Origin of the sequence: Kitasatospora sp. NPDC088160 (genome assembly GCF_044741445.1) — a bacterium.
Lineage (GTDB): Bacteria > Actinomycetota > Actinomycetes > Streptomycetales > Streptomycetaceae > Kitasatospora.
In genome coordinates this window covers 1-23,933 of the sequence record NZ_JBIUSS010000014.1, presented here as the reverse complement: position 1 = coordinate 23,933, position 23,933 = coordinate 1, and the positions used below count along the sequence as shown (strand labels likewise).

At 74.7% G+C, this 23,933-nt stretch carries 20 protein-coding genes; 12 read left to right on the top strand and 8 right to left on the bottom strand.

All coding sequences use genetic code 11. The features are described 5' to 3' along the window. The first annotated feature begins 132 nt into the window (after positions 1-132). The 4 genes from ACIOGZ_RS22465 (at position 133) to ACIOGZ_RS22450 (ending at position 4,887) form a co-directional block, all read left to right on the top strand. The gene (locus ACIOGZ_RS22465; RefSeq protein WP_363628419.1) at positions 133-1,200 is read left to right on the top strand and encodes a glycoside hydrolase family 19 protein; all 1,068 of its coding nucleotides are present in this window, start codon (positions 133-135) and stop codon (positions 1,198-1,200) included. A 194-nt stretch (positions 1,201-1,394) separates the two neighbouring features. Then, positions 1,395-2,483 carry a serine hydrolase domain-containing protein gene (locus tag ACIOGZ_RS22460; RefSeq protein WP_400986944.1) on the top strand — a complete coding sequence of 363 codons (1,089 nt, stop codon included), beginning with the start codon at positions 1,395-1,397 and terminating at the stop codon, positions 2,481-2,483. A 225-nt stretch (positions 2,484-2,708) separates the two neighbouring features. Continuing rightward, positions 2,709-3,455, top strand: a complete 747-nt coding sequence (locus tag ACIOGZ_RS22455; RefSeq protein ID WP_400843305.1) for a hypothetical protein — start codon at positions 2,709-2,711, stop codon at positions 3,453-3,455. Positions 3,456-3,705: 250 nt separating this feature from the next. Beyond that, positions 3,706-4,887: an alpha/beta hydrolase family protein gene (locus tag ACIOGZ_RS22450; RefSeq protein ID WP_400986942.1), complete on the top strand. Its 1,182-nt coding sequence runs from the start codon at positions 3,706-3,708 to the stop codon at positions 4,885-4,887. A 70-nt stretch (positions 4,888-4,957) separates the two neighbouring features. On the opposite strand, the gene ACIOGZ_RS22445 is transcribed toward ACIOGZ_RS22450, so the two are convergent. After that, on the bottom strand, positions 4,958-5,500 hold the full coding sequence (locus ACIOGZ_RS22445; protein ID WP_363628215.1) for a helix-turn-helix domain-containing protein: 543 nt from the start codon (positions 5,498-5,500) through the stop codon (positions 4,958-4,960). Between the two features lie 120 nt (positions 5,501-5,620). Between ACIOGZ_RS22445 and ACIOGZ_RS22440 the strand changes: the two genes are divergently transcribed. After that, positions 5,621-7,087 (top strand): MFS transporter, encoded by a 1,467-nt coding sequence (locus ACIOGZ_RS22440; protein WP_400803237.1) that lies wholly within the window; start codon positions 5,621-5,623, stop codon positions 7,085-7,087. A gap of 194 nt (positions 7,088-7,281) precedes the next feature. Continuing rightward, complete coding sequence (locus ACIOGZ_RS22435; protein ID WP_363581654.1) at positions 7,282-10,962, top strand: SpoIIE family protein phosphatase; 3,681 nt, start codon at positions 7,282-7,284, stop codon at positions 10,960-10,962. Positions 10,963-11,016: 54 nt separating this feature from the next. Here ACIOGZ_RS22435 and ACIOGZ_RS22430 read toward each other — a convergent pair whose 3' ends face one another. The 3 genes from ACIOGZ_RS22430 to ACIOGZ_RS22420 form a co-directional block, all read right to left on the bottom strand. After that, positions 11,017-12,084 (bottom strand): S-adenosylmethionine:tRNA ribosyltransferase-isomerase, encoded by a 1,068-nt coding sequence (locus ACIOGZ_RS22430; RefSeq protein ID WP_400986940.1) that lies wholly within the window; start codon positions 12,082-12,084, stop codon positions 11,017-11,019. Beyond that, complete coding sequence (locus ACIOGZ_RS22425; protein WP_363581650.1) at positions 12,081-12,830, bottom strand: SDR family NAD(P)-dependent oxidoreductase; 750 nt, start codon at positions 12,828-12,830, stop codon at positions 12,081-12,083. Before ACIOGZ_RS22425 ends, ACIOGZ_RS22430 begins: the two co-directional genes overlap by 4 nt. Positions 12,831-12,902: 72 nt before the next feature. Then, a complete protein-coding gene (locus ACIOGZ_RS22420; protein WP_363581648.1) occupies positions 12,903-13,871 on the bottom strand; it encodes a pseudouridine synthase in 969 nt (322 codons plus the stop codon). Between the two features lie 145 nt (positions 13,872-14,016). On the opposite strand from ACIOGZ_RS22420, the gene ACIOGZ_RS22415 reads away from it, so the two are divergent. From ACIOGZ_RS22415 to ACIOGZ_RS22405, 3 genes are all read left to right on the top strand, one after another. Beyond that, a complete protein-coding gene (locus ACIOGZ_RS22415; protein ID WP_363628211.1) occupies positions 14,017-15,105 on the top strand; it encodes a PP2C family protein-serine/threonine phosphatase in 1,089 nt (362 codons plus the stop codon). 165 nt (positions 15,106-15,270) lie between these two features. Continuing rightward, the gene (locus tag ACIOGZ_RS22410) at positions 15,271-15,660 is read left to right on the top strand and encodes a DUF3224 domain-containing protein (protein ID WP_363581644.1); all 390 of its coding nucleotides are present in this window, start codon (positions 15,271-15,273) and stop codon (positions 15,658-15,660) included. Positions 15,661-15,763: 103 nt separating this feature from the next. Beyond that, the gene (locus ACIOGZ_RS22405) at positions 15,764-16,813 is read left to right on the top strand and encodes a DUF5995 family protein (RefSeq protein WP_400986938.1); all 1,050 of its coding nucleotides are present in this window, start codon (positions 15,764-15,766) and stop codon (positions 16,811-16,813) included. Here the strand turns inward: ACIOGZ_RS22405 and ACIOGZ_RS22400 are convergent. Then, positions 16,774-18,213: a GuaB1 family IMP dehydrogenase-related protein gene (locus ACIOGZ_RS22400; protein ID WP_363628208.1), complete on the bottom strand. Its 1,440-nt coding sequence runs from the start codon at positions 18,211-18,213 to the stop codon at positions 16,774-16,776. The genes ACIOGZ_RS22405 and ACIOGZ_RS22400 overlap by 40 nt on opposite strands. A 279-nt stretch (positions 18,214-18,492) precedes the next feature. Here ACIOGZ_RS22400 and ACIOGZ_RS22395 point away from each other — a divergent pair, with 279 nt between their 5' ends. Both ACIOGZ_RS22395 and ACIOGZ_RS22390 read left to right on the top strand, forming a co-directional pair. Further along, the gene (locus ACIOGZ_RS22395; RefSeq protein ID WP_400986936.1) at positions 18,493-20,001 is read left to right on the top strand and encodes an SDR family NAD(P)-dependent oxidoreductase; all 1,509 of its coding nucleotides are present in this window, start codon (positions 18,493-18,495) and stop codon (positions 19,999-20,001) included. 41 nt (positions 20,002-20,042) lie between these two features. Beyond that, entirely contained in the window at positions 20,043-20,495 is a 453-nt protein-coding gene (locus ACIOGZ_RS22390) for an NUDIX hydrolase (protein WP_400986934.1), read from the top strand. Positions 20,496-20,637: 142 nt separating this feature from the next. On the opposite strand, the gene ACIOGZ_RS22385 is transcribed toward ACIOGZ_RS22390, so the two are convergent. Continuing rightward, complete coding sequence (locus ACIOGZ_RS22385) at positions 20,638-21,081, bottom strand: hypothetical protein (protein ID WP_400986932.1); 444 nt, start codon at positions 21,079-21,081, stop codon at positions 20,638-20,640. A 450-nt stretch (positions 21,082-21,531) separates the two neighbouring features. Here ACIOGZ_RS22385 and ACIOGZ_RS22380 point away from each other — a divergent pair, with 450 nt between their 5' ends. Next, entirely contained in the window at positions 21,532-22,200 is a 669-nt protein-coding gene (locus ACIOGZ_RS22380) for a hypothetical protein (RefSeq protein ID WP_363581636.1), read from the top strand. 42 nt (positions 22,201-22,242) lie between these two features. Here the strand turns inward: ACIOGZ_RS22380 and ACIOGZ_RS22375 are convergent, their stop codons facing one another. Further along, the gene (locus ACIOGZ_RS22375) at positions 22,243-22,920 is read right to left on the bottom strand and encodes a YoaK family protein (RefSeq protein ID WP_400986930.1); all 678 of its coding nucleotides are present in this window, start codon (positions 22,918-22,920) and stop codon (positions 22,243-22,245) included. Positions 22,921-22,979: 59 nt separating this feature from the next. Beyond that, on the bottom strand, positions 22,980-23,714 hold the full coding sequence (locus ACIOGZ_RS22370; protein ID WP_063346501.1) for an MgtC/SapB family protein: 735 nt from the start codon (positions 23,712-23,714) through the stop codon (positions 22,980-22,982). Positions 23,715-23,933 lie beyond the last annotated feature (219 nt).

The window sequence follows — 23,933 nt, the reverse complement described above, 5'->3', positions numbered from 1 at the left end:
CCGCACCGGCCCACACCCCGGTCGGCCGCCTTCCCCTGGCGCACCCCCGCACGGGACCCGGATCCCCTGCCCGCTCAAGTCCCTGTCACGACGACGTGCGGCCCCCACCGCACAAGGGGTGATGACGTGTCAATGAAACGCCTGCTCGCGCTGCTCTCCGCCGTGGTCACGGCACTGGCGGTCGCGGTCCTCCTCCCCGCCTCCGCCAGCGCCGCCGCCTGCGGCACGCCGTGGAGCGCGGCCACCGCCTACACCGGCGGCGCGGCCGTCTCGTACAACGGGCACAACTGGGCCGCCAAGTGGTGGACCCAGAACGAGCCCCCGAGCACCAGCGGCACCGGGGTCTGGGCCGACCAGGGCTCCTGCGGCGGGTCCACCGACCCGACGCCGACCCCGACGTCCGGCACCTGCGACTACCCCGCCTGGGTCGCCGGCCGCGCCTACGTCGCCGGCGACATCGTCCGGTACACCAACGGCGGCTACTACCGCGCCACCCACGACAACCCGGGCTACGACCCGGTCATCAGCACCTGGTACTGGGAGCCGTACGGCTGCGGCTCGACCCAGCCGCCCAACCCGGGCGGATTCCCGGTCAGCCAGGCCCAGTTCGACCAGATGTTCCCGGGCCGGAACTCCTTCTACACCTACCAGGGCCTGCTCGACGCGCTCGGCGCCTACCCCGGCTTCGCGGCCACCGGCAGCGACACCGTGCGCCGGCAGGAGGCCGCCGCGTTCCTCGCCAACGTCAGCCACGAGACCGGCGGACTGGTGTACGTGGTCGAGCAGAACACCGCCAACTACCCGCACTACTGCGACGCCTCGCAACCGTACGGGTGCCCGGCCGGGCAGGCCGCGTACTACGGGCGCGGGCCGATCCAGCTGAGCTGGAACTTCAACTACAAGGCCGCCGGCGACGCGCTCGGCATCGACCTGCTGCACAATCCGAACCTGGTGCAGACCGACCCGGCGGTGGCCTGGAAGACCGGCCTCTGGTACTGGAACACCCAGAACGGGCCGGGCACCATGACCGCGCACAACGCCATGGTCAACGGGTACGGCTTCGGTGAGACGATCCGCAGCATCAACGGCTCGCTGGAGTGCAACGGCAACAACACCGCCCAGATGCAGCACCGGATCAGCCTGTACCAGAGCTTCGTCCAGATCCTCGGCACCGTCCCCGGGGGCAACCTGAGCTGCTGACGGCTCGCCCCCGCCCCACCACGCGCCCCGCTACGCCCGGACCGGTCATCACACCGTGGTGTCCGTACGCTGCCGAGCGTAGCGGGGCGTACTCATGTGGGGGGGGGGCGTACTCCCGCGGGAGCAGCGGAGGGCGGTTGAAATCGTCGTTCCGACGGACGACTTCGCAGGTCGCGGCCCCCTACGCTCAAGGCATGAACGAACTCGCCCGCCTCGTGCAACAGACCGCCGACCGGCTCGCGGGCCAGCACGTCGGCGCGGTGGTCGCCGGGCTGGCCGGCGGCGCCGTGGAGATCCGCGGCGCCGGGCGGACCGGTCCGGGCGGCGCCGTGCCCGGGCCGCACACCCTGTTCGAAGTCGGTTCCGTCACCAAGGTGTTCACCTCGCTCGCCCTCGCGCGGCTGGCGCTCGCCGACTCCGGCGGGACCGCCACCGGGCTCGACGACCCGCTCGCCGAACCGCTCGCCGACGTGCTCGCCGACATACGGCCCGACGGTGCCGCCGTCCCGGCCAGGGGCGGGCAGCCGATCACCCTGCGGCACCTCGCCACCCACACCTCCGGGCTCCCCCGGCTGCCCCGGGGCATGCTGGCGACGGCGCTGCTCAATCCCAACAAGCCCGATCCGTACGCGCATTGCAGCACCGAGTACGTCCTCGCCGGGCTGGCCCGGACGAGACTGCGGGCCACCCCCGGGCGCGGCTTCCGCTACTCCAACCTCGGCGCCGGGCTGCTCGGCCTGGCCCTCGCCCACCGGGCCGGCACCGGCTACGAGGAGCTGGTGGCGCGCGAGATATGCGAGCCGCTGGGGCTGGTGGACACCCACGTGCGCTCGGGCCGGGAGCAGTCCGAGCGGCTGGCGCACGGGCACACCTCCGGCGGGCGACCCGTGCCGTACTGGGACTTCGCGGACATTTCCGGCATGGGCGGGCTCCGGTCGACCGCCTCCGACCTGGCGATACTCCTGCGGGCCCAGCTGGCCGCCGACCGCGAACCGGACGCACCGCTGGCGCCCGCGATCACGCTCACCCGGGAGACCCGGCACCGGGTCAACCCGTTCGCCTGGACGCACCTGGGGTGGCTCGGCCACCGCCTGCACAGCCAGCAGGGCGGCCACCTGCAGATCTGGCACAACGGCGGCACGGGCGGGTTCCGTTCCTTCGTGGCCTTCGATCCGGAGAAGCAGGTGGGGGTGGTGGTCCTGGTGAACACCCGCCGCTCCGCCGATCCGGCCGGGACGGCCCTGCTGCGCACGCTGCAGAACGAGTACGCGACGACGAGCTGACGAGCCGGGGCCGGGGCGTGGCGGTGAGCGGGCCCGGCGGAGGACCGGGTGCGACCGTCGGCGGAGTGAGGTGGAGGATGGGGTGAGGTCGTTTCAGGGCCAAGAGGTACGAATTGGCCCTGTTCGAGGGCGCGGCGGTCGGTCGATGCTGAGGATCTGACAGTCGCGGTTCCGGTTGTGTTGTTCGCTCAGCGGGAGGTGGCCGAGGTGGCGGTGGTGTGGCCCTTGTCGCGGGCTCGGTCGGTCGCGGACGGCGACGGGCGGCTCGGCCGCGCGGTGCGGGTGTACCGGCGGTTCCGGCCGCTGCCATGGCCGACGCGGGCCTGGCTGGACGCGGCGGCGGCCGCTGTCGCCGGGGCAGCCTGGCTGGCGAGCGGGGAGTGGTGGCCCGCGCCCGTGGTGGCCGCGGCGGCGATCACGGCCGCGAGCGGGTACGGGCGGCTGCGGCCGGCGCCGGGCCTGCGGGCCGTCCGGGTGCACGAGCGCGGGCTGGTGCTGGTCGGGGCGGACGGCGCGGAGCAGCCCCTGCCGTGGAGTGCGGTGGAGGCCACCGAGTACGCCCCCGGCGGGCGGCACGGAGTGGGCGAGCAGGGCCGGATCTGGCTGGTCGGCGCGGACGAGCCACTGGCACTGGCGCACCTGCGACGGCTGGACGAGCTGTTCCGGGAGCTCGACGAGCGACTCCGCCCGACCCTCCGGGCCGCACTGCACGAGGCGCTGCGCACGGAGGGCGGCGTCCGGTTCGCCCGGGGGCGGCTGACGCTGACGGCCGGCGGGCTGGTGCACCGGCCGCCGCACCCGCTCGCCGCGACGGAGTCGTTCCGGTGGACGGAGGTGCAGTCCGCGCGGGCCTCGGAGCTCGGGGAACTGGAGATCCGGACGCACTCGGCCGGCCTGCCGCTCACCCTCCCGGTGCCGAACGCCGGTGCGGCGGCGGCCTTCGTCGAGGAGGTCCGGGCCCGGAGCCTCTGACCGGCGGACGATCCGAGGGGTGGACTCCCGAACTCGCTGCTCCGCGGTGAGTTCGAGTTCGATTCCTCAACGACTCCGGCCCGGTTCGGTCCGGTTCAGTCCAATCCGGTTCAGTTCGGCCCGGTTCGGTTCGGTCCGGCCGGCGTCCATTCGGCCGACCCCTAAGGGTCCCCTCCCGCACGTCCCGGAAGGGATCTCTACGCCGCTGAGTGGACGTCAACTTCCGCTCCCCCGGCCTACCGTCCCTCACATGAACCGACTTCGCACCACCACGGCCGCGGCAGCCCTGCTGCTCACCCTGCCGCTGTCCGTCGCCGCCGCCGCGCCGGCGCTGGCCGCTCCCGCCGCCCTGACGAACGCCTCCGCTCCCGCTCCCACCGCCGTCCACGTCGACATGCCGCGCCCGACCGGCCCGTACGCGGTCGGGCAGGAGATCCTGCACCTGGTGGACCGGGACCGCCCGGATCCGTGGGTCCCCTCCGCCGGTCCGCGCCAGCTGATGGTGTCGATGTACTACCCCGCGAAGGCCGGGACGGGCAGCTCGGCCCCGTACATGACCCCTGCGGCCGCCCGGATGCTGCTGGACGGGAAGCTCCCGGGCAACACCATCCCGACCGAGACGGTCACCGGCACCCGGACCTGGGCGAAGTCCGACGCGCGCCCGCAGGGCGGCCACTTCCCGCTGGTGGTGCTGTCGCCGGGCTTCACCATGCCGCGGGCCTCGCTGAGCGGCCTCGCCGAGGACCTGACCAGCCGCGGGTACGTCGTCGCGCTGGTCGACCACACCTACGAGAACACCGGGACGACGTTCCCCGACGGGCAGACCCTCCCGTGCCTGCTGTGCGACAAGCTGACGACCCCGGAGTCCTGGGCGGCCGTGGACAACAGCCGGGCGAAGGACGTCTCCTTCGTCCTCGACCAGCTGACCGCCCGCCCCCACCCGGCGTGGCGCTACGCCCGCATGATCGACCGCGACCGGATCGGGATGGCCGGGCACTCGGCCGGCGGCGCCTCGACCGTCCCGTCCCTGCTCGCCGACGACCGGATCCGGGCCGGGGTGGACCTGGACGGCACCATGGACGTCACGGTCCCCGCCTCCGGGATCGGCGGCAAGCCCTTCCTGATGATCGGCCACCCGCTGCCCGACGGCGCCGAGGACAGCAGCTGGACGGAGAGCTGGCCACACCTCGACGGCTGGAAGCGCTGGTTGACCTTCGCCGGCTCCAACCACGGCACCTTCACCGACTTCCCGCTGTTCTTCGAGAAGCTCAACCTGCCCCAGCCTCCCGGCACCACGATGTCGGGCGAGCGGGGCGCGGAGCTCACCCGCTCGTACGTGGCGGCCTTCTTCGACCTCCAGCTGAAGGGCGTGCGGCAGCCGCTCCTCGACGGGCCGACCGCCGCCAATCCGGAGGTGACGTTCCACCCGTGACCGGGGCGTGGTGGGCGCGGCCGTCGGCAGCCTGCCGACGACCGCGCCGCCGTCCGTCGCCCGCCGTTCGCTACGCGGCCGGCGCCGCCGAGGCGATCGGTTCGAGCAGCCGGTGCGGGCGGACCAGGGAGCGGGAGACCGGGTCGTCCCGGTGCGCGCCGCCGCGGGCGGGGTTGGGGCGCATCGCGATCTCGGCCGGCGGGACGGGTGCGCCGCCGCACCGCGGGCAGGCGCCGACGACGTCCAGGTCGGTGCCGCAGACGGCGTGCGCGAACAGGTGGTGCGGACCGCCCGCGGTCGCGTGGCGACCGCCCCAGCGACTCAACTGGTAGAGCGGTCCCCACAGTTCGAGGCCGGTCTCGGTGAGCAGGTAGCCGTGGCGCAGCGGCGCCTGCTGGTACGGCTCCTTGCGCAGCACCCCCGCCGCGACCAGGGCGTTGAGGCGGGCGGTGAGGACGGCGCGGGGGATGCCGAGGTGGGCGAGGAAGTCGTTGAAACGCTGCACTCCGTAGAAGGCGTCGCGGAGGATCAGCAGGCTCCAGCGTTCGCCGACCACCTCCAGGGCGCGGGCCAGTGCGCAGTCCTGCTGCTCGTAGTCGGTTCCCAGCGCCATGCGGGTCAGCGTAGTCCACCCGGACAGCGGGTTCAATGAACAGACCAATGGTGGTAGCGTGCCGATCGAGACGAAGGTTCATTCACCAGACCTAAGGTTCGCGCTCCGGAGGAACACCCCATGTCCCCCGCACCACCCGGCCCCTCCCCCGTCACCGCGCCCGTCCGGCCCCGCGCCACCCTGGCCGCCACCGCAGCCGCGACCGCGCTGGTCACCGTCGCCTACACCGCCCCCACCGCCTCGCTCGCCGCCACCGCCCAGGCCGCGCACCTCGGGGCCACCGGCCGGACCTGGATCCTCACCGGCACCCTGGTCGGCATCTCCGCCCTGCTGCTCACCGCCGGAAGCGCCGCCGACGACCACGGCCGCAAGCGGGTCTTCACCTTCGGCGTGCTGCTGTTCGCAGCCGCCGAGGCGCTGGCCGCGCTGGCCCCCGGCGGCGCCGTCTACCTGGCCGCCCGGGTGCTGCTCGGCGTCGCCTCGGCCGCCGTCCTGGCACCCGCGCTCGGCCTGATCAGCCACGCCCACCCGCCCGGCCCGGGCCGGATCCGGGCACTCGGGGTCTGGGGCGCCGCCGTCGGCCTCGGCATCGCCGTCGGCCCGGTGTACGGCGCGCTGGTCGGGCAGTGGGCCGGCTGGCGCGCGGTCAGCGGCGGGATCGCGGTCGTCTCGGCCGCCGTGGCGGCGTACGCGGCCGCCGTCCTCACCGAGTCGCGGGCCGAACGGCCACGCGCCCTCGATCCGTACGGGGTGCTGACGCTGGCCGCCGGGACGTCCTGCCTGATCGCCGGGCTGGCCGAGGGGCGCGGCGGCTGGGGGCGGCCGGTGGTCGTCGTGCTGCTGGCGCTCGGGGTGCTGCTGCTGGCGCTGTTCGGGCTGGTCGAGGCGAAGGTCCGGGAGCCGATGCTGGACCTCGCGCTGTTCCGCAGCCCCGGCTTCGTCGCCGCCACCGGCGGGGCCCTGTTCACCGGGCTCTCGCTGGTCGGCTTCATGAGCTACCTGCCGACCCTGCTCCAGGGCGTCCTGGGCCTGTCCGGCCTGGCCGCGGGCGGGGTGCTGGCGCTCTGGTCGGGCCTGTCGGTGCTGTCCGCGCTCCAGGCGCGGCGGCTGGCGGCGCACCTGTCGGCCACCGCGCAGGTCGCCGTCGGGCTCGCGGTCTGCGGCCTCGGCGAGGCGGGCCTGTACGGGCTGGCGCCCGGCTCCGGCTGGCTGCGGCTGGCGCCGGGTCTGGCGGTGGCGGGCGTCGGCAGCGGGGTGCTCAATGCGGCGCTGGCCCGGCTGGCCGTCAGCAGCGTCCCGGCGCACCGGGCGGCCATGGGCTCGGGTGCCAACAACACCTCCCGGTACCTGGGCTCGGCGCTCGGCGTCGCGGTCACCGTGGCCGTCGCGGGCTCGGCCCGACCGGGCGGCCCCGGCCGGGAGGCCGCCGCCCGCGCCCTGGCGGCGGGCACCGACCGGGCCGTTCTGGTCGCCGCCGCCCTGTGTCTCGTCGGCGCGCTGCTCGCCCTGGCCGCCCGCACCGCCGAAGCCCGGGGCGGCGAAGCCCCGGAGGCCGCCCCGGCCCGCGAGCGGGCCGCGACCCGGTGAGGAGCGCGGGAAGTCGGCCCGGCCGACTTCGCACGCTCGACCGCCGCCAGCGCCGCGGTGCCACCGGGAGCTCGACGACTTCTTCCCGGAGCGCCCGCTGCCGCTCCGGTGAGCCGCTACGGTGAGCGGCCCGCCGGGGCCGCGTGCGAAGATGGCAGGGCTGGTGGGGACGATCTCCGGACGGTTCTCTGGCCATGGTGAACGACAACGAACACCACCTGGGCGAGCCGCAACAGGACGCCCTGCTGATGGTGCCGATCGCGACGGCGCTGATCGAGGCCGACGGCCGGATCCTGCACTGGAGCGGCGACGCGGAGGCACTGCTCGGCTACTCCCCGGGGCAGGCGATCGGGGCCAGGGCCGCCAAGTTGCTGACCTCCGAGGAGCAGCGGCCCGAGGTGCTGGAACTGTTCCAGCAGATCCTGCACGGCCGGGCCTGGTCCGGTGTGTTCCCGGTCCGGCACCGGGACGGGCATCTGGTGAACCTGGAGTTCCGCACCCATCCGATCACCGGGCCGGACGGCCGCACGCTGGTGCTGGCCGTCGCCTCCGACGTGACCACGCTGCGCCGGATCCAGGCGGACCTGGCGGTGCTCGACGGCTTCTTCACCCAGTCCCCCGTCGGCATGGGCGTCTTCGACCCCGAGCTGCGCTTCGTCCGGCTGAACGAGGCGCTGGCCCGGGCCAACGGCCTGCCCGTCGAGGAGCAGCTCGGCCACCGGCTCACCGAGGTGCTGCCCGGGATCAACGGCGCCGAGGCGGAGGCGGTGATGCGACGGGTCCTGGAGAGCGGCGAGCCGGTGGTGGACACCCGCTCGCACGGCCGCACCCCGGGCGACCCGCAGCACGACCACGCGTGGTCCGCCTCGTACTTCCGGCTGGAGGAACCCGGCGGCCGGGTGCTCGGCGTCAGTTCCACCGTCATCGACGTCACCGAGCGGTTCCGCGCCGAGGCCCGGGCTGCGCGGGCCCAGGAGCGGCTGGCCCTGCTGGTCGACGCGACCGCCTCCATCGGCACCACGCTCGACCTCCGGCAGACCGCCCGGGAGCTGGCCGACACGATGGTGCCCAGGGTCGCCGACATCAGCGGGGTGTTCGCGCTGGAGGTGCTGGTGACCGGGCGGAACGTCGAACCGCCCGACCCGGACGCGCCGCAGCTGGTCCGCCGGCTGGCCCTGGCCACCACCGACCCGCTGTACCCGGCCGAGTCACTGCCGGTGGAATCGCTGTACGAGCTGACGCCGGACTCGCCGTACGCCCGGGCGCTGGCCACCGGGCGGACGGTGGTGGTGCCGTCCTGGGAGCTGCCGCTGCTGAGCGAGGCCATCACCGAGAGCCACCGCCGGGCCTACCTCGGCGACCGGCCGCGCTCGGTGCGGATCACCCCGCTGGTGGCGCGCGGCACCACGCTCGGCATGGTGGTGTACTCGCGGCGCGGCGACCGGGAGTCGTTCGCCGAGGCCGACATCACCCTCGGCGACGAGCTGGCCTCGCGGGCCGCCGTCGCGATCGACAACGCCCGGCTGTACCTGCGCCAGCACCAGACCGTCCTGGCCCGGCAGCAGGCGCTGCGCGAGGCGAAGGCCGCCCAGGAGCGGCTGGCGCTGGTCAACGTGGCCTCCACCCGGATCGGCACCACGCTCGATCTCGCCCAGACCGCGCAGGAGTTGGCCGAGGTGGCGACGCCCAGGCTGGCCGACTCCGTGGTGGTGGAGGTGCTGGAGGACCTGGTCCGCGGCGAGCGCGAGGCCCGCGCCCCGGCGGACGGTTCGGCGCTGCTGCGGCGGATGGCCTTCCACTCGGTACCCGGCTCGACGCTGCGGCCGGTCGCCCGACTCGGCGGGGTGCACCGCTTCGCGCCCGGCACGCCGTACGCGTGGAGCCTGGCACACCGCAAGCCGGTCCTGGTGCCGCGGATGGACGCGGAGGGGATGGCCTGGTTCGCCGACGACCCGGTGCGCGCCGCGGCGGTGCGGGAGCAGAACGTCCACTCCTTCATGGTCGTCCCGCTGATCGCGCGCGGCACCGCGGTCGGCGTCGCGGGCTTCTACCGCACCCTGGTGGAGCGCCCCTACGAGGAGGACGACCTGGCGCTGGCCGGCGAGTTGGCGGTGCGGGCCGCCGTGTCCATCGACAACGCGCTGCTGTTCACCCGCGAACGCGACGCGGCCGCCGCCCGGCAGCGGGCTTTGGACGAGGCCCGGGCCGCGCAGCAGCGGCTGTCGCTGCTCAACGAGGCCAGCACCCGGATCGGCACCACCCTCGATCTGCACCGCACCGCCCAGGAGTTGGTGGAGGTGGTGATCCCGCGCTTCGCCGACTTCGTCACCGTGGACCTGCGCGACGCGGTGCTCGGCGGCGAGGAGCCCGGCCCCGTCCCGGAGAACGATTCGATACTGATGCGGGCGGTGGCGGTCGGCGAAGCGACCCGGGGCGGCGGCATGACGGCGGCCTCCGACCAGGTCGGCGAGACCTCGCAGTCCGCCCAGCTGTACGCCCAGAGCCTGCGCACCCGGCGCTCGATCCTGGTCTCCGAGGTGACCGAGGAGGAGATGCGCCGGATCGCCGCCTCACCCGACCGGGTCCAGCCGGGGCTGGCCGCCGGGGTGCACTCGTACCTGATGGTGCCGCTGGTGGCGCGCGGACTCGTGCTGGGCGGCGCGGAGTTCGTCCGCACCCGCAACCCGGAGCCGTTCGGCCCGGAGGACCGCTCGCTGGCCGAGGAACTCGCCGCGCGCACCGCCCTCGCGATCGACAACGCCCGGCTCTACCGGCGCGAGCGGGACACCGCGCTCACCCTCCAGCGCAGCCTGCTGCCGCAGGAGATCCACCGCACGCTCGGCCTGGACCTCGCCTACCGCTACCTGCCCAGCAGCGTGGTCAGCGAGGTCGGCGGCGACTGGTTCGACGTCGTGCCGCTCTCCTCGGGGCGGGTCGCGCTGATCGTCGGCGACGTGATGGGCCACGGCATCCGGGCCGCCGCCACCATGGGCCAACTGCGCACTGTCGCCCGGACGTTGATCACCCTGGACTTGGCCCCTGAGCGCGTCCTGCACCGGCTGGACGAGGCCTCCAGCGCACTCGGCGAGGGCCAGTTCGCCACCTGCGTCTGCGTGGTGTACGACCCGGTGGACCGCCACTGCACCGCCGCCTGCGCCGGCCACCTGCCGCCCGTCGTCGCCGATCCGCAGGGGAGGGCGCACCTGGTCGAACTGCCGCCCGGCGCACCGCTCGGCGTTGGCGGGGTCCCGTTCGAGAGCGTGGAGTTCACCCTCCCCGAGGAGGCCATCCTGACGCTCTACACCGACGGGCTGGTCGAGCGCCGGGGCCACGACATCGACGAGGGACTGCAGTTGCTCTGCCGGACGGTCGCCGACCGGCGCCGCTCGCTGGAGCAGACCTGCGACGCCGTCCTGGCCGAACTCACCGGCCCCACCAGCGAGGACGACATCGCCGTCATCATGGCGCAGGTCCGGCCGGTCGGCGCGGACCGGATCGCCAGCCTGCCGCTCACCGGCGACCGCGCGATGGTCGCCCACTCACGCCGCTTCACCCGCGAGACGCTGGCCGCCTGGGGCCTCGAACCGCTCGCCGACTGGGCCGAACTGCTCACCAGCGAACTGATCACCAACGCCCTGGTGCACGCCGGATCCCCCACCCAGCTGCGGCTGTTCTGCAACCGGGCGCTCACCGTCGAGGTCGCCGACCAGGAGAGCGAGACGCCCCGGATCCGGCGCGCCCGCGCCGAGGACGAGGGCGGGCGCGGCATCCACCTGGTCAACGAGCTCGCGCACCGCTGGGGCAGCCGCCGCACCGGGGACGGCAAGGTGGTCTGGTTCGAGCTGGAACTGCCCCCGGGCAGCCCGTCCGAGTAATTCGGCCCGCGACCGAGTGATCCGGCCCACGACCGGGCGGCGCGGCGCGCGGGCTCAGTCCGGCAGGAGCAGGTTCACGTCGCCGAACTCGTGCCAGAGGTAGCGGTGCTGGACGGCGGCCCGGTAGCACTCGGCGAGCAGGGGCCGCCCGGCGACGGCGGCCAGCATCAGCAGGTGCGAGGCGCGGGGCTCGTGCCAGCCGGTGAGCAGGCCGTCGACCGCGCGCACCCCGCGCTCCGGAGTGATCACCAACTCCGTCCAGCCGTCCGCCTCCTGGACGGTGCCGTCCGACGCGGCGGCCGACTCCAGGGCGCGCACCACCGTGGTGCCGACGGCGATCACCCGCCCACCGCCGGCCCGCACATGGCCGACCAGACGGGCGGTGGCCGCCGGGACGTGGAACCGCTCGGCGTACGGCGCCTCGTGCGCCTCCGGCGAGGCCACCCCGGTGTGCAGCGTGACCGGCGCGACCAGCACCCCGCGACCCGCCAGGCGGGCCACCACCTCCGCGCTGAACGGCCTTGCGGCGCTCGGCATCTCACTGCTGCCGGGGACGGCCGCGAAGACCGTCTGGTAGGCCCCGATCGGCCAGTCGCGGTCCACGTAGCCGTAACGGATCGCCTTGCCGTGCACCTCCAGGTACGGCAACAGTCTTGCCGGCAGCGCCAGTTCGGCGTACCAGAGCCGGGCGGTGAACGGTGCGACCAGCTCGGCCGCGCCGCCGGCGGGCAGCGCCACCCGCAGACCGGAGCGGGCCGGGGAGTCGGCCGGCGGGTAGTAGGCGGCCGCCGACCCCGGCACCACCCGCCGCAACTCCACCAGGTGGGAGCCGCGTTGGTCGGGCTGGGCGGAGGACAGGTGCAGCGCGACCGCCGTACCGTCGGGCAGCCGGCCGGGCAGCGCGGCCGGCAGGGTGGCCGAGTTGTTGACCACCAGCAGGTCACCCGCGCGCAGCACCTCGGGCAGCTCGGTGAAGCGGTGGTGCTCGACGCTCCTCCGGTCGCGCCGGCCGACCAGCATCCGCACGCCGTCCCGCGCCCCGCCGCGTGCCTCCGCCGGTGCCCGGGCGGAGAGTTCGGGCGGCACGGCGACGTCGAGGCCGAGGTCCACGAGTCCGGTCATCGCCCACCCCGGGCCGCGGCCCTCAGGTCCTCGGCGCGGTAGCGGCCGGAGGCGGCCCGGTCGTGCAGCAGTCCGAGCAGGACCGGCACCACCTCCTCGGGCAGCGGCTCGCCGGAGATGTCCTCACCGGGGCTGGCCTCCTGCAACATCCCGGTGCGCATGCTTCCCGGGTCCACCGCCCACACCCGCAACTCCGGTTCCTCGCGGGCGAGTACGGCGGTGGCATGGTCGAGCGCCGCCTTGCTGGCGCCGTAGCCGCCCCAGCCGAGGTAGGGCACGACGGCGGCGTCCGAACTGATGTTGAGCACGCTCCCGGCGCGGGCACGCAGCTGAGGCAGGAGGAGCTGGGTGAGGGCGATCGGGGCGAGCGCGTTGACCTCGAAGGTCTCCAGCAGGTCCGGCAGCGGGAAGTCGGCCAGCCGGGGCAGCGGCTCGGCGCCGGGCGCGGTGGCACCGTTGAGCGTACCGGCGTTGTTGACCAGCAGGCTCGCGCCGCCGAGCCCGTCGGCGGCCGCGGTCAGGTGGGCACGGTGGTCGTCGTCGACGATGGAACCGGAGAGGGCGACGACCTTGGTGACGGCGGCCAGGGCCGCCTCGGCGGCGGCGAGTCCGGCCGCGCCACGGGCGCTGATCACCAGCTGCCAGCCGTCGGCGGCGAGGGCCCGGGCGAGCGCCAGGCCGAGCCCCCGGGAGGCGCCGGTGACCACGGCGACGGGGGCGGGGGCGGTGTGCTGTGCTGCGTTCATGCCCCCACCCTCGCCCCGCAGGGGGCGGCGGCGGATCGGGCGCCGGAACCGGGACCCGGTCGTCCGTTGGGCCTAGGGTGTCCGGGTCGCCGGACCTGGGCCGCCGGCCCAGGCTTGCGGGTCCGTCCAGGCGGCGAGGGTGCGGCGGGTGTCGAAGCGGCGCTCCCGGCCGGTCAGCGGGTCGGTGAACTCGACCACCGAGGCGAGGAGTTGGAGCGGGCGACGGAAGTCGTCCGGGGCCGGTTCGGGCAGCACCACCGGATACACCGGGTCACCGAGGATCGGCACGCCGAGGCCGCACATGTGCAGCCGCAGCTGGTGGGTGCGCCCGCTCAGCGGCCGCAGCCGGTAGCGGGCCAGGCCGTCGCGGCGTTCCAGGAGGTCGATCCGGCTCTCGCTGTTCGGCGGCGCGTCGAGCTCCCGGGCCGCGATCACCCCGCGCTCCTTGAGGATGTGGCTGCGCACGGTGCGCGGCAGGTCCAGCGCCGGGTCGTACCGGGCGATCGCCTGGTACTCCTTGCGCACCAGCCGGTCGCTGAACAGGGTCTGGTAGGCACCGCGCTCCTCGGGCCGCACCACGAACATGGCCAGGCCCGCGGTGAGCCGGTCGAGCCGGTGCGCGGGGCTGAGGGCGGGCAGGTCGAGACTGTGCCGCAACCGGGACAGCGCCGTCTCGACGACGTGCCGGCCGCGCGGGGTGGTCGCCAGGAAGTGCGGCTTGTCGACGACGACCAGGTGCTCGTCGCGGTGCAGCACCTCCAGTTCGAACGGGACGCGGACCTCCTCGGGGAGGTCCCGGTAGAACCACAGGTGCGCGCCGGGCCGGAACGGCTCGTCCGGGGCGACCGGGCCGTGCTCGCCGACGATCTCGCGGCCGCTCAGCGCCGCGTCGATCCGCGCGGCGGCCACGGCCGGCAGCCGCTCGACCAGGTAGGCACGGACGGACGGCCAGGGGCCCTCGGGCGGCAACCGCAGGTGCACCGGGTCCACACCGTGGCGCTGCGGGAGGGGGGAGGCCGGGCGGCGGCTCTTGCGTCTCATCTCCCGGCCAGCGTAGTCCGCCCGCTCGGGGCGGCCTCGGCCGAGGTCCCCGAGCCGCCCCGGTCCCCCGAGGTGCCGCTCACGGGGAGTGCGGAGCACAGTGGACGGTAGGTCGCCAATCCGCCGGGAGCAGCCGGGAGGACGTGTGAGCGCAGACGGCCCGGACGGTGTGCCACCGCTGCACCTGCCGCGGCGCACCCGGATGCTGCTGGTCGGCGCCTTCGGGCTGCTGGTCGCCGCCGTGGTGGCCGACCTGGTGACGGGGCCGGGGACGACCCTCTCCCCCGTACTGGCCGTCGCGCCGGTCCTGGCCGGGGCGACCACCCGCAGCGCCCGGGTGCCGCTGGCCGCCGGGGGCATCGCCGTCGTGGCGGTCGGGCTGCTGGAGACCACCAACACCGAACTGCCGGCCGAGGTGCACATCACCGCGCTGATCACGGTGCTCGCGGCGACCCTGGCCAGCGCCGCCAACGTCGTCCTGGTGTCGGCCCGGGAGCGGGAGCTGTTCCACGTCCGGACGGTCGCCGAGGCGGCACAGCGGGCCCTGCTGCGCCCGCCGCCGGAGCGGATCGGGCGGCTGCGCACCGCGGTGCGCTACGTCGCGGCGGCGGCCGAGGCACGCATCGGCGGGGACCTGTACGCGGTGGTCGACACCCGCTACGGCACCCGGATCCTGCTCGGTGACGTGCAGGGGCACGGGCTGCCGGCGGTGGAGACGGCGGCGGACGTGCTGGGGGTGTTCCGCGAGGCGGCCCGGACGGAGCCCGATCTCGCGCGGCTGGCCGAACGGCTGGACGCGGCGCTCGCCGCCCGACCGGACGAGGGGCGCTTCGCCACCGCGCTGCTGCTGACCGTGCCCGCGGAGCGGGGGCCGGCCGGCGTGGTCAACTGCGGGCACCCGCCCCCGCTGCTGCGCCGCGCGGGCCGGGTGCGCGCGCTGACGCCGCCGTACGCCGCGCCGCCGCTCGGGCTGCGGGGGCTGACCGGTGACGGGTATCCGACGGTCCACTTCGAGCCGCTGCCGGGGGACCTGCTGCTCCTGTACACCGACGGCATCACCGAGGCCCGCAACGCCGAGGGGCGGTTCTACCCGCTGGAGGAGCGGCTGCCGGAGCTGCCCGCGGGGAACCCGGCGGACCTGCTGGAGGACCTGCTCGCGGACGTCGACGGCTGGGTCGGCGACGCCGGGCTGACGGACGACGCGGCGCTGCTGGCGCTCCGCTGGGAGCACTGACGGGCGGAGGGCGGACGGCGGACGGGCAGGCAGCCAGAGGGGCAGGCGGGATGGGCGGGCCGGCGGGAGCAGTGACGGCCCGGCCGATTGTCAGAGCCGTGTGCAAGGCTTCGCACACGGTCGGTGAGGAGCCGGCCGGGTAGCGATCGTCGAAGGGAGAGCGCCATGGGGGACAAGGCCAGCGGGTCGTTCGAGCTGACCGGCTTCGAACCGGTGGAGACGGAGGAGCGCGAGGGTGCGGCCTTCGGGCGGGTCCGGATCTCCAAAAACTTCACGGGTGGGCTGAGCGGCACCAGCGAGGTGCGGATGCTCTCCGTCGCGGGCCCCTCGGGCGGCCCGGCGTCCTACGTCGCGGTGGAGCACGTGACGGGCGAACTGGACGGGCGTAAGGGCTCGTTCGTGCTCCAGCACGCGGCGTGGGACACCGGCGGGACGACCATACGCGTGGTGCCGGGCACCGGGTCGGGCGAGCTGGCCGGGCTCACCGGCGAGTTCCGCCTGACCGTCGACGAGGCCGGCACCCACACCTACGTCCTGGAGTACGAGCTGGGCTGAATCACCTGGTCTCAGCCGCGCGCCGCGCGCCGCACGCACCGGGCTGCCGTCCGCGCTGCCACGATGATGCGATCAGTGCACGATCGACATCGGAGGGTGGCGCATGCCCGGTACGACGATGGCGGCGGACGGCACGCCGGTCGCGGTGCTGGCCGCGAACACGGTCACGGCGCCTGTCGCGACACCCGTCACGACTCGGGTCACGGCGCCAGTCACGGTCGAGGAGGTGGTCGGTCGGCTGCGGGAGATCGGGGCGGTCCTGCCCCCGGCGGACGGGGTGGCGGTCTTCAACCGGCTCTACCTCACCGTCACGGAGGCCGTCCGCGACCGGCTCGGCGGCTCGTACTTCGCCGATCCGGCGGCGATGGCCGAGCTCGACACGGTGTTCGCCGGGCGCTACCTGCTGGCCGTGGCCGCCGACGCGGCCGGGCAGGAGCCGCCCGCCTGCTGGCGTCCACTGTTCGCACTGCGCGCCCACCCGGGGGTGCACCCGCTGCAGTTCGCGTTGGCCGGGATGAACGCCCACATCCAGCACGACCTGCCGCTCGCCGTCGTGGACACCTGCCTGCGTCGGGGCTGCGAGCCGGCCGGGCTCGCGGCGGACTACCACCGGATCAACGGCCTGCTGGCGGAGGTGGAGACGGCCGTCCGGGAGCAGCTGATGCCCGGCCCGGACCTGCTGGAGCGCGCCGAACCGCTCACCCACCTGCTCGGCGTCTGGTCGGTGGAGGCCGCCCGCGAGGGGGCGTGGTCCGCCGTCCAGGCGCTCTGGGAGCTGCGCGCGGTGCCGACCGCCGCGCGGGCCTTCGCCGCCGCCCTGGACTGCTCGGCCGGCCTGCTCGGCCACGCCCTGCTGCTCCCGCTCGGCCCGCACCCCGCACCGGACGCGGCCGACGGCTCACCACGCACGGCGGACGCCCCGGGCACGACGGCGGGCACGCCGGACGCACCGGGCAAGGCACCGCATGCACCGGGCGAGGCACCGCATGCACCGGGCACGGCGCCGGACGCACCCCACAGGGCCCCGGACGCCCCCCGCACGGCGGCCGGCCGGCTCCCCGAGGCGAGGAACCGGCCGGCCGGTGAAGGAGCGGGCGCTCAGGCCCGACCCGATCAGGCCCAGCTGGAGTGCAGCGGCTTGCCCTCGGCGTAGCCGGCCGCGCTCTGGATGCCGACGATCGCCTTCTCCTGGAACTCCTCCAGGGTGTTGGCGCCCGCGTAGGTGCAGGAGCTGCGCACACCGGCCACGATCGAGTCGATCAGGTCCTCGACGCCCGGGCGGGCCGGGTCGACGAACATCCGGGAGTGCGAGATGCCCTCCTCGAACAGCGCCTTGCGGGCCCGGTCGTACGAGGAGTCCTGGGCGGTGCGGTTGCTGACCGCACGGGCCGAGGCCATGCCGAAGCTCTCCTTGTACTGGCGGCCGTCAGCGGCGGTCTGCAGGTCACCCGGGGACTCGTAGGTGCCGGCGAACCAGGAGCCGATCATCACGTTGGAGGCGCCGGCGGCCAGTGCCATCGCGACGTCGCGCGGGTGGCGGACGCCGCCGTCGGCCCACACGTGCTTGCCGAGCCGGCGCGCCTCGGCGGCGCACTCCAGCACGGCGGAGAACTGCGGGCGGCCGACGCCGGTCATCATCCGGGTGGTGCACATGGCGCCGGGGCCGACGCCGACCTTGAGGATGTCGGCGCCCGCCTCGACCAGGTCGCGGACACCGGCGGCGGAGACCACGTTGCCGGCCACGATCGGGATCCGCGGGTCGAGGCCGCGCACCGCGCGCAGCGCGCTGATCATCGATTCCTGGTGGCCGTGCGCGGTGTCCACGACCAGCACGTCGGCGCCGGCGTCGATCAGGGCCTTGGCCTTGCCGGCCACATCGCCGTTGATGCCGACGGTGGCGGCGATCCGCAGCTTGCCGGCGGCGTCCACGGCCGGGGTGTACAGGGTGGCGCGCAGCGCGCCCTTGCGGGTGAGGATGCCGACGAGCCGGCCCTCGGCGTCGACGACCGGGGCGAGCTTGCGGTGCGCCTCGGTGAGCTTGTCGAAGGCGGTGCGCGAGTCGATGTCCTCGTCCAGGAGCAGCAGGTCGCGGGACATCACGTCGGCGAGGCTGGTGAAGCGGTCCACGCCCTGGCAGTCGGAGTCGGTGACGACGCCGACCGGCTTGCCGTCCTCGACGACCACGAGGGCGCCGTGCGCGCGCTTGGGCAGCAGCGACAGCGCCTCGGCGACGGTGGCGCCCGGGGCGAGGGTGATCGGGGTGTCGTGCACCAGGTGGCGCTGCTTGACCCAGGAGACGACCTCGGCGATGACCTCGGTGGGGATGTCCTGCGGGATGGCGACCAGGCCGCCGCGGCGGGCGACGGTCTCGGCCATCCGGCGGCCCGCGATGGCGGTCATGTTGGCGACGACCAGCGGGATCGTGGTGCCGGTGCCGTCGTTCGAGGAGAGGTCGACCGCCTGCCGGGAGCCCACGGCGGAACGGCTGGGGACCATGAAGACGTCGTCGTACGTCAAGTCGTACGAGGGCTTGAGGTCGTTCAGGAAGCGCATGAAGGGGGCTCTCTGGCTGGGAGAAATTACACCTCGGGTGCGGTTGCGGCACTGCCGCCGGGCGCACTCGGGCGCCCGGCACCCAGCATTCGATTCTCCGGGACGGTGGGATCAAAAGCCAGTTCGAGCCCCATTGCTGGCACTGTGTACAAACCATGATCAATGCTCCGCGCGTAGACTTGGACGATCATCCAAGGCCGACGGTTTTCGCCCCGGCCAGGGCCGCTCCCGTAGCATTCACGCGGTAACGGCGAGGCGAGCGGGAAGCGGCGACAGGCAATGACGGCGGGCGTGGACATCAAGCAGGACCAGAGCGGCACGGACACCGGGGAGGAGATCGACTACGGTCCCGGCCTCGACCCCGAGCGGCTGCGGCTCTGCCTGGACGTGCTCGCCGAGCTCGACCAGCTGCACGTCGACCACCCGGACGCGATCACCGTCCGCCAGGCCGTCGGCGGCATATTCCGGACGCTCAAGCAGCGCCGCCGCCAGGAGACCCGGGCCCGCAAGACCGCCAACGACCGCGAGGTCACCGCGCGCACCGCCACCGGCGCACCCACCCGGATCGACGACGAGACCGCCGGCGCCTTCGGCCTGACCACCGTCACCAGCACCGAGATCGCCGGCATCCTGGAGCGGCCCCGCTCCTGCTACACGTGCAAGCAGCGGTACGTCGAGGTCGACGCGTTCTACCACAACCTCTGCCAGGACTGCGCCGTCAAGAACCGGGCCCACCGGGACGCCCGCGCCGACCTCACCGGCAAGCGCGCGCTGCTCACCGGCGGCCGGGCCAAGATCGGCATGTACATCGCACTGATGCTGCTGCGCGACGGCGCCCACACCACCATCACCACGCGCTTCCCCAACGACGCCATCCGCCGCTTCACCGCGATGCCGGACAGCGCCGAGTGGATCCACCGCCTCAAGGTCGTCGGCATCGACCTGCGCGACCCGGCCCAGGTCATGGCGCTCGCCGACGAGGTCGCCGCCGACGGCCCGCTGGACATCCTGATCAACAACGCCGCGCAGACCGTGCGCCGCCCGCCGGAGTCCTACCGCGAGCTGATCGCCGCCGAGTCCGCACCGCTGCCGGCCGGCGAGCTGCCGCAGGCCACCACCATCGGCCGCTTCGGCAGCGGCAGCGTCGACCTTCCCGCCCTCCCCCACCAGACGAGCGGCGACGCGCAGCGGATGGCCGCCGAGGACGTCACCTCGCTCGCGCTCGTCACCGGCTCCGCCACGCCCGCCCGGATCGAGGCCGGCACCGCGATCGACGCCGGCGGGCTGGTGCCCGACCTCGCGCCCACCAACAGCTGGGTGCAGACCGTCCAGGAGGTCGGCCCGGTCGAGCTGCTGGAGGTCCAACTCTGCAACTCCACCGCGCCGTTCATCCTGATCAGCCAGCTGCGCCCGGCGATGGCCGCCTCCGCCTCCCGCCGCAAGTACGTCGTCAACGTCTCCGCGATGGAGGGCGTGTTCCAGCGCGGCTACAAGGGCGCCGGCCACCCGCACACCAACATGGCCAAGGCCGCGCTCAACATGCTCACCCGCACCAGCGCGCACGAGATGTTCGAGACCGACGGCATCCTGATGACCGCCGTCGACACCGGCTGGATCACCGACGAGCGGCCGCACCCGGACAAGATGCGGCTGGCCGACGAGGGCTTCCACGCCCCGCTCGACCTGGTCGACGGCGCGGCCCGGGTGTACGACCCGATCGTCCGCGGTGAGCTCGGCGAGGACCTGTACGGCTGCTTCCTGAAGGACTACGAGCGCTCCAACTGGTAATCCCCGATCCTGACGAGGACCCCCGCGAAGGAGATGGCGAATTGACCACCGCACCGCTGCTCGGCGCAGGAATCATCGTGCCCACCGGGGACGGCCGGGTGCTGATCGGCCGGCGCACCACCGCCGGCGAGCCGCCGACCTGGAGCCTGCCCGGCGGAAAGGTCGATCTCGGCGAGTCCTTCGAGCAGACCGCGGCCCGCGAACTCGCCGAGGAGACCGGCATCGTGATGCCCGCCGAGCAGATGCGGGTGCTCGCGCTCCTGCTCGACCACGAGCTCGGCCGGCCCCGGCTGACCGCCGCCGTGCTGGCGCCGCCGAGCCTGGCCGAGGCGGTCGTCACCGAGCCGCACTCCTGCGGCGGCTGGGAGCGGGTCGCGCTGGACGCGCTGCCGGAGCCGATGTTCTACCCGTCCTCGCTGGTCCTCGGCAGCTGGCTGCCGCAACGGCCGTCGGTGGTCCGGGCCGGAACGACCGGGTACCCCGTCACCCGCTGAGGGCGCCGGGGTACCCGGCGGCACTCGGACGCCGAGAGCCCACCGCCCGGGCGGCCCATGCCGAACGGCGACGGGCCGTCAGCCGTTGCGGGCGTCCTCAGGACCGGTGATCCGCTTCAGCGAGTCGAGCGCGCCGGTCGGCTCATCGGCGAACAGCACCTGCGGCCGGGCCGCCAGACCCCGGGCCCCCGGGCCGGCGCCACGCGCCGCGCCTGACCACCCGACAGTTCGCCGGAGCGGCGCCGCTCCATGCCGCTCCATGCCGCCCAGGCCGAGCCAGGCCGAGCCGGGCCGGCGCGTCCAGGCGGGCGGCGGTGAGGTCGATCCAGCGCAGGGCGTCCAGGTGGAACAGGCCGTGGTCGGCGAGCAGGGCGTCCACCAGGGCGCCGGTGCGGCGCAGTTCGGTGCGTTCGCGCATCCGGCGCAAGTGGGCGGCGCGCTGGGTGTCCAGGTACTCCTCGGCGTCGCGGCCCAGCATCAGGGCCAGCACCACCTTGGTGAACAGCACGCTCCGCAGGTTGGGTTCGGGCGCGACCGGATCCCGGAGCCAGGTCTCGAACTCCGTCGCCCCCGCGCCGGTGATCACGTAGCGCTCGCATTCGGGTCCCTCGCCGGGAACCCGGTCAGAACGTGGTCAGAACGTGGTCAGAACCCGGGCGGAGACACCGTCACCCGGGTGCGGGCGGGCAGGAGGCAGCCCCACGCTCACCCCCTGCACCGCACCACGGCCCGGCACCCCCACGGTCAACCGGGCCAAGCCGTCCCCTGGCACGAAGGATGCGGCCGGACCCCAGCCTGCCCGCCCGCCCGGCCGCTGCCGAGGGTCGAACGTCCCGGGTGCGCGAAGGGGCGCCGGGCGGCCGCACGCCCGGGCGTGACCCGGAACGCGACCGGCGCGCGGCGGCGCCGTCCGCAGGTCCCGGTGGTACGAGCCCGCACGACTCTTGTGCGCGGGCGGCCACCGGGTGGAAATTGGGTGACGAAGCCCCACGCCCCCACCAGCGCGCCGCCCCAACCCCCCTGAGGAGCCGTCGACGTGTCCAGCACACCCCGCCCCGCCCGGCCCTCGTCGCGCCCGCCGCGAACCGGCCGCCGGCTGCGGCGGGCCTTCGGTGCCCGGCACGAACCGCTGGTCCGGCCCGTCGACCGGGCCCGCGCCCGCGCCTGGCTGCTGAGCACCCTCGGGGCCCTGCTCGCCCTCGCCTTCGCCACCGGCAGCGCCCTGCTCGCCTACCACGCCACCGCACCCCAGGCCGACAGCGACCGCCTGCGCCTCCACAAGGTCGACGCCGTGGTGCTCACCCTCCCCGACCACGGCTCCGGCACCGGCACCGGCACCGGCGGACGCTTCGGCGCCGGCTACAGCACCCGCGTCGACGCCGAGGCCGCCTGGACCTACCCCGACGGGCAGCCGCACACCGGCACCGTCCAGGCCCCCCGCACGGCCGTCACCGGCACCGTCGTCCCCGTCTGGGTCGACCCCGCCGGTGCGCTCTCCTCGCCCCCGACCAACCGCGCCTCCGTCGCCGTCTCCGCCGTCTGCACCGGCGCCGGCGCCCTTCTCGCCCTCCTGGCCCTGCTCACCCTCGCCCTGCGCCTTCGCCTGCACGTCCTCGACCGCCGCGCCGACGAAGCCTGGACCCAGGGCTGGGCCCGCCTCGAACCCCTCTGGAGCGGCCGCGCCGGCCACCGCCAGGACGACTGACCCACGAGAGAGGACCGGCGAGCGGAGGGGCGCGGCGCCGGGTCAGAGCGGGTGGGTCCAGGCCGGGGCGGGGTGGGCTCCGGCGGCCCGGTGGGTGAGGGCCGCGACGGCGACGAGGAGGGTCAGGGCGAGGGTCAGGGCGACGGGGACGTCGGCCTGGCGGATGAGGAGGGCGCCGACGAGGGCGCCGACGAACATCCAGACGGCGGAGGCCAGACGGCGGGGGCCGGTGCGGTCGGCGGCGAGGGCCGTGATGGTCATGGTGAGCACCGTGGTGGTCAGGTCGGGGACCTTGAGGGAGCGGACCACCGCGTTCTGGCCGCCCATCGCGAAGGCCAGCAACCCGATGAGGCCGTAGCGGGCCGGGTCGGAGGTGTAGCCGGCCACGGCGGCCAGGGCGATGCTCGCGGCGACGAGCACCACCTGGCCGACCATCGCCGTGGTCAGCAGCCGCCCGCGGTGGTCGGGCAGCCGCCGGGCGAGGTGGCCCCCGACCAGGGCGCCGAGCACGAACGCGGCGAGGGCGCTCAGTGAGGCGGTGGCGGAGAGTCCGGCGGCACCGGCCAGGGCGAAGCCGAGGAAGACCACGTTGCCGGTCATGTTGGCGACGAAGACGTGGCCGAGCCGGAGGTAGCTGACCGCGTCCACCAGTCCGGTGACGACGGTGAGCACCAGCAGCATCGGCACCAGCGGCCCGTGCCTGGGGTCGGGGGTGAACATCGGGACCTCCTGGTCGGCCTCGTGACGGTGCCTCCGTTCTACCTCCCCCGGGCCGCCTACTAGGCGAGCGCGGGGCGGCTCGGGTCGTCGGGTTCGTCGTCGAGGTGCCAGTGCAGGTCGCGGACGCCGGGTTCGAGGGAGAGCCGGCTGACGACCTGTTCGAGGGCCGGGGCGACCTGCCCGGTGATGGCCACGGTGGCGCGCAGGCTGGTGGCGTCGCCGCTGTCGGTGCGGCGGGCGCGCAGGCCGGTGGGGGCGAGGCCGGAGGCGGACAGGGCCTGGAGCAGCAGGGCCCGGATGTGGGTCTCGGCCTTGCGCTCGCATTCCAGGTGGACGGTGGCGCGGACGGTGGAGTCGGGGTCGCTGCCAGACTGCGGGGCGCGGTCGAGCATCCGGCCGGCCGGGCGCAGGATCAGGTGGACGGCGAGGACGCCGAGCGTGCCGAGGACGGCGAATTCGAGCTTCCCGGCGGCGGCGAGCACCCCGACGGCGGCCGAACACCACAGCGTGGCGGCGGTGTTGAGGCCGCGGACGCCGGCGCCGTCGCGCAGGATGACGCCACCGCCGAGGAAGCCGATGCCGGAGACGACGTAGGAGGCGACCCGGGTGGGGCTGGCGGCGTCGCCGACGGCCTCGCTGTACAACACGAACAGGGTGGCGCCGGCGGCGACCAGGGCGTTGGTGCGCAGGCCGGCCATCCTGGCCCGCCACTGGCGTTCGACGCCGATGAGCGCGCCGCAGGCGACCCCGGTGGCGAGCCGGACGAGGAAGTCGGCGGTGGTCAGGGTGTGCACGACGGCACCTCCTTCACTGGGAGAGCTGGCAGAGCTGGGAGAGCGGGAAGGGCTGCGAGACCTGGGAGACGGACGGACGGGTGGCGGGCCGCTGCCCACCACCCGTCCGTTCGGGCTGCGGTCTGCGGCTCAGTGGTTGAGCGCGGTCTGGACGATCTTGATGATGACCATCACCATCGCGACCAGGAGGTAGGCGCGCAGGGCGCCCATGCCGACCTT